The 4,334-nt window shown below is 67.7% G+C and carries 3 protein-coding genes and 2 pseudogenes; 1 reads left to right on the top strand and 4 read right to left on the bottom strand.

All coding sequences use genetic code 11. The features are described from left to right. The 3 genes and pseudogenes from FCI23_RS54260 to FCI23_RS54250 form a co-directional block, all read right to left on the bottom strand. A pseudogene (locus FCI23_RS54260) lies at positions 1 to 434 on the bottom strand (hypothetical protein); the annotation flags it as partial. Positions 435 to 550: 116 nt separating this feature from the next. Further along, a pseudogene (locus tag FCI23_RS54255) lies at positions 551 to 1,843 on the bottom strand (Helicase associated domain protein); the annotation flags it as partial. Then, positions 1,734 to 1,970 (bottom strand): ATP-binding protein, encoded by a 237-nt coding sequence (locus tag FCI23_RS54250; RefSeq protein WP_136731571.1) that lies wholly within the window; start codon positions 1,968 to 1,970, stop codon positions 1,734 to 1,736. The gene FCI23_RS54250 and the pseudogene FCI23_RS54255, both read right to left, overlap by 110 nt. Before the next feature lie 281 nt (positions 1,971 to 2,251). On the opposite strand from FCI23_RS54250, the gene FCI23_RS54245 reads away from it, so the two are divergent. Then, positions 2,252 to 3,469, top strand: a complete 1,218-nt coding sequence (locus tag FCI23_RS54245; RefSeq protein ID WP_136731569.1) for an IS110 family RNA-guided transposase — start codon at positions 2,252 to 2,254, stop codon at positions 3,467 to 3,469. 68 nt (positions 3,470 to 3,537) lie between these two features. On the opposite strand, the gene FCI23_RS54240 is transcribed toward FCI23_RS54245, so the two are convergent. Further along, on the bottom strand, positions 3,538 to 4,068 hold the full coding sequence (locus FCI23_RS54240; RefSeq protein ID WP_246144912.1) for a ferredoxin: 531 nt from the start codon (positions 4,066 to 4,068) through the stop codon (positions 3,538 to 3,540). Positions 4,069 to 4,334: the final 266 nt, after the last annotated feature.

The raw sequence follows: 4,334 nt of genomic DNA, 5'->3' as shown, positions 1-4,334 counted from the left end.
CCCGAGCCACCCAAGCTCCCCGGGGCCGCCTGGATCAACAAGCCCGACCAACCCCGACCGGACGAGCAAACAATCCCGGCACAGGGATAGAACCATCTACCTGCCTTGATCACGTTGACAGGTTCCGGCTTGCCGAGAACCTTCTCCGCTCGGGCTACGGCTTCGGCGCCTCCAATCGTGCGAAGCCCAGCTCGCCCCTTCCCGGCCTTGCCCTCATGACCGCCCAGTACGAGCAGATCATCGATGCTCGGCCTGTCCGGGACCAGGAGCACCTCGGTTATGGAGGACAGATAGGACTTGGAGAGGTGCTCGTCAGCGACGGCCATGTGATGAACGGCGAAGTCGTGATCAGCGGGGTCTGTGTAGGCGTCCAGAGCCGTCTGAGCCCATCGCCGGGCGGACTTGAAGAGATCCTCGTGCATGGTGTCTGGCATTCGCCTGACAATAGGGCCAGCGCGGACGCCGGCCCCGGCACTTCACACTGCCGCAGCGCAGAGACGAGCGGCGGCCCGCCGGGCACCCGGCAGACCGCCGCCTTCGGGACACCCGGCTACGCCCATTCGATGCCCAGCTCCGCGAGGGCGGCCCGCTGCTCGCCGGTGAGCTTGTCCCGCCTCGCCTTGGTGTTGGAGACCCACACCCCCAGCTTCACGGACATCGGTTCGGCCTCGCCGTCGACGGCGATTTCCTCACTGTGCCCGCGCGGCACCGGCCTGCCTACGCCCTCCCGCGCGATGTACTGCGCAAGGGCCGCCACGCCCCGCGTGAAGGCTGCCGAGGCCTTGGCTGGACCGCCAGCCGTGCTCTTCTTGGGCGGGGCCGCAGCGGGCCGCTCAGCGGGCTTCGCGCCCAGCGCGGACAGCCGTTTCTGCTGTTCGGTGGACAGCTGCGCCCAGTTACTCGACTTCTGCTGCCGCTCGAGCCACTTCCCCAGATCATCGCCCTCGAAGAGCACGCCGGGCTGGATGTCGGGCAGGGTGCCGTCGGCGTCGACGAGGTCGGCGAGGACGCGGTAGTGGCGTTGCCAGTCCAGTGGCCATGGGCAGTTCCAGTCTTCGTCGATCTGGGCGAGCTGCCGGGCGCGGTCCTCGGCCCGCTCTGGGTCCTTGCCCAGGCCGCCCTTCCGCCGGAGGTTGGCCAGATGCTGCCCGACCGGCTGCTGCTCGGCCTCCGTTTCGCCCCACACGGCGTCCTGCCGGGGGGCGAGGTGCCCGTGGGCGCGGTGGGAGCTGCGAAGGGCTGAGAGTTTGGTTTCCCACGCCTCGTCACCCGGTTCCCAGACCATCCCTTCGGTGTCCAGCTGCTCTTTGCGGTGCTGCTCCAGTTCGCCGGCGCGGTACGCGCGCCGCTGCTGGTGCACCCACCGCCCCAGCGGGAACGCCTTCGTGACGCCGACCTCGGTCTCCGTGTCGTAGGGGACGGCGTAGAGGCCGGTGATCTCGTTCTCGGCCCGCCAGCGGCGCAGGGCCTGGTAGCCGTCCAGCCACACCAGCGACTCCGGCCGGTAGACCCGGGTCCGCAGGAATGCCGCGATGGTCGCGGCGTCGCGTGGGGTGGAGAAGTGCAGCAGCGCGGACTCCACCGCGGCCTGCGTTTCGTCCTGCTCCTGGTCGACGTCCTCGTCCTCGCTCTCGGCTCCGACGATCCGCCCGTCCTCGTCCCGCTTCACGTGCACGCGCCGCTCCTGGCTTCCCCGCGAGAGGGCGCGGGAGGCCAGCTGCTCCACGAGTCGTTCATCGTGCGAGCGCAGGCCCTGGAGCACCGCTACAAGCGGCTTGTAGCTGGCTGAGGCGACCATGTCGTTCGGGTCCTCGCCGGGTGCGAGGAAGACCGGCACGATGATCCACTGTGTCGTCGGGCACGATTTGGTTGGCCGGGCGAGGCCGCTGCCGTTCGACGCAGACGGAGGCCGGGGTCGCGACGATGAGCGCGACCGTAGGCATTCCGTGCCGCTTGGCGGCGGCGACCAGGCCCGCGCGGACGTCGCGTTCGACGTTGGTCGCGTTCCCTAATAAGACCTACCGAGGCTCCATCCGGCAGACTCGGTGCCTGGTAGCCGCCGGCAGGTGAGCACTCTTTGTTCCCTGGACACCGAGTCCTGTTGACAGATCGTGCCCCTGCCGGTCGGCCAGGAGCGAAATCGCTGATGGGATGTCGTGCCCGCCCGGTTGCGGCGTGAGCACAGCCTTATTAGGTCGCTGATGGTTCTCCTGCGGGCTACTGCCGATCGAGGTTGATGACGGAGGACGAGTTGCTGTTCGTTGGGGACGACTGGGCCCAGGACCACCACGACGTCGAGTTGATGGACACCGCAGGCCGTCGGCTGTCCAAGGCTCGCCTGCCGGAGGGCGTCGCGGGAATCGAACGACTGCACTCGATGATCGGTGCGGAGCTCGGCGAAGACAGCAAGGCCGAGGTCGTGATCGGAATCGAGACCGATCGGGGCCCGTGGGTGCAGGCGCTGATCGCCGCCGGCTACACGGTGTACGCGGTCAATCCGCTGCAGGCATCCCGGTACCGGGAGCGCCTGGCTGTGTCGGGGGCCAAGAGCGACGGGGCCGACGCGCACATGCTCGCTGACATGGTGCGTACCGACTCCCACCAGCTCCGCCCGATCTCCGGGGACACCGCCGACGCCGAAGCGGTCAAGGTCGTGACACGCGCACATAAGACCCTGATCTGGGAACGCACCCGCACCACGCAGCGGCTGCGGCACGCCCTGCTCGACTACTTCCCCGCCGCCCTGGAGGCGTTCGACGACCTCGACGCCCCCGACACCCTGGAACTACTGGCCAAGGCAGCCGATCCGGTCGCCGCTGCGAAGCTGACGACCACACAAATCAGTGCGGCCCTCAAGCGCGCCCGCCGACGCGGCATCCCCGACAAGGTCACCAGGATCCAAGCCGTACTGCGCGCCAAGCACCTGGGCCAGCCCACCGCTGTGACGGCGGCCTACGCCGTCTCCGTTCGCGCGCTCATCTCGATGCTGGTCACCTTGAACGAGCAGGTCAAGTTCCTGCACACACAGGTCGAGGACTTCTTCGGCGAGCACCCGAACGCCGAGATCATCCGGTCCCAGCCCGGACTGGGAGCGATACTCAGCGCCCGGGTACTCGCAGAATTCGGCGACGACCCGCACCGTTACGCCAGCGCCAAGGCCCGCAAGAACTACGCCGGCACCAGCCCGATCACCCGCGCCTCCGGCAAGAAGAAGGCCGTGACCGCCCGGCACGTCCGCAACGACCGGCTCATCGACGCCCTGATCGCCCAAGCATTCTCCGCACTGCGGGTCTCCCCAGGCGCCAGGGCCTACTACGAGCACCAACGCGCCCGCGGCATCGAGTTCAACGCCGCCCTGCGCCAACTCGCCAACCGGCTCGTGGGCATCCTGCACGGCTGCCTCAAAACCGGCACACCGTACGACGAGGCGACCGCCTGGTCCCACCGAGCCCACGCACTCGCCGCGTGACACCTCAGCCCCTGGGATCGCTGCGTTCCTCGCGGATCGGCGGCCTTGTTGCCGCGAAATGCCCTCGGCTACAGCTCGGGCAGCCGGTCACCGGGATCGGGAGACTGTCGCTTCTCCAGCCAGTAGAGGTAGATCTGCAGGTCGGATGCCAGGCCGCCGCCGATGTAGGACTCGAAGTCGCGGACGGCAGCAGCGATGTCCTGGCCCTGTGCGGCATCGCTCTCATCCCATGTGCTCCGCTGGTCGGACAGGTATTGCAGGACCTGTCCGCGGTTACGCCACCACTCCCGGACGGCTTCCGGTGTCCACCGGGAGTCGCCGTCACAGCCGTACCCCCCGAACGGGTCGTCGCCTGCCGCGTCGACCAGCACGGCGGTCTCCGCAGGCGTTCCGGGCTGGCGATAGACATACTCGGTAAGGTATTCACCCCCGTAGAGGACGTGGGCGGGCGCTGCAAGCCGTCCAGTCCAGCAGGTGTCGGTCTCCCCGCCGTAGAAAGGCCCGGGGACGTTAAGCCACAGCCGGTCCTCCCAGCGGCTCCGAAACGCATTGTGGTCCCTGCTGCGGACGGTAGCCATCGGGTCGAAGTAGAGCGTCACCCGCCGAGACTAGGGCATCCGTTCGAGCTGAACGCCCGCGCGACAAAGGCAACCCACGCACTACTGATTTGACACTCCAGCTCATGGGATGTCTGTCAAGTCATTCTGTTCAAGTTCAGAACCACTGATGGGAGGAGGGGCTAGTGTCTCGTGATCCTGCAGTCGTTACTTTGATCGATGGGGCTCGTTGGTTCTGGCATGGAGCTCTCTGTGGAACAGATCGCTGAGTTGCGGGAGTTGGTGAACAGTCGCGACGTGCCGGCTGT

The organism is Actinacidiphila oryziradicis (assembly GCF_005047355.1).
Taxonomy (GTDB): domain Bacteria; phylum Actinomycetota; class Actinomycetes; order Streptomycetales; family Streptomycetaceae; genus Actinacidiphila; species Actinacidiphila oryziradicis.
Note: the sequence above shows the minus strand (reverse complement) of the source record. Positions and strands in the feature narration are given on the sequence as shown.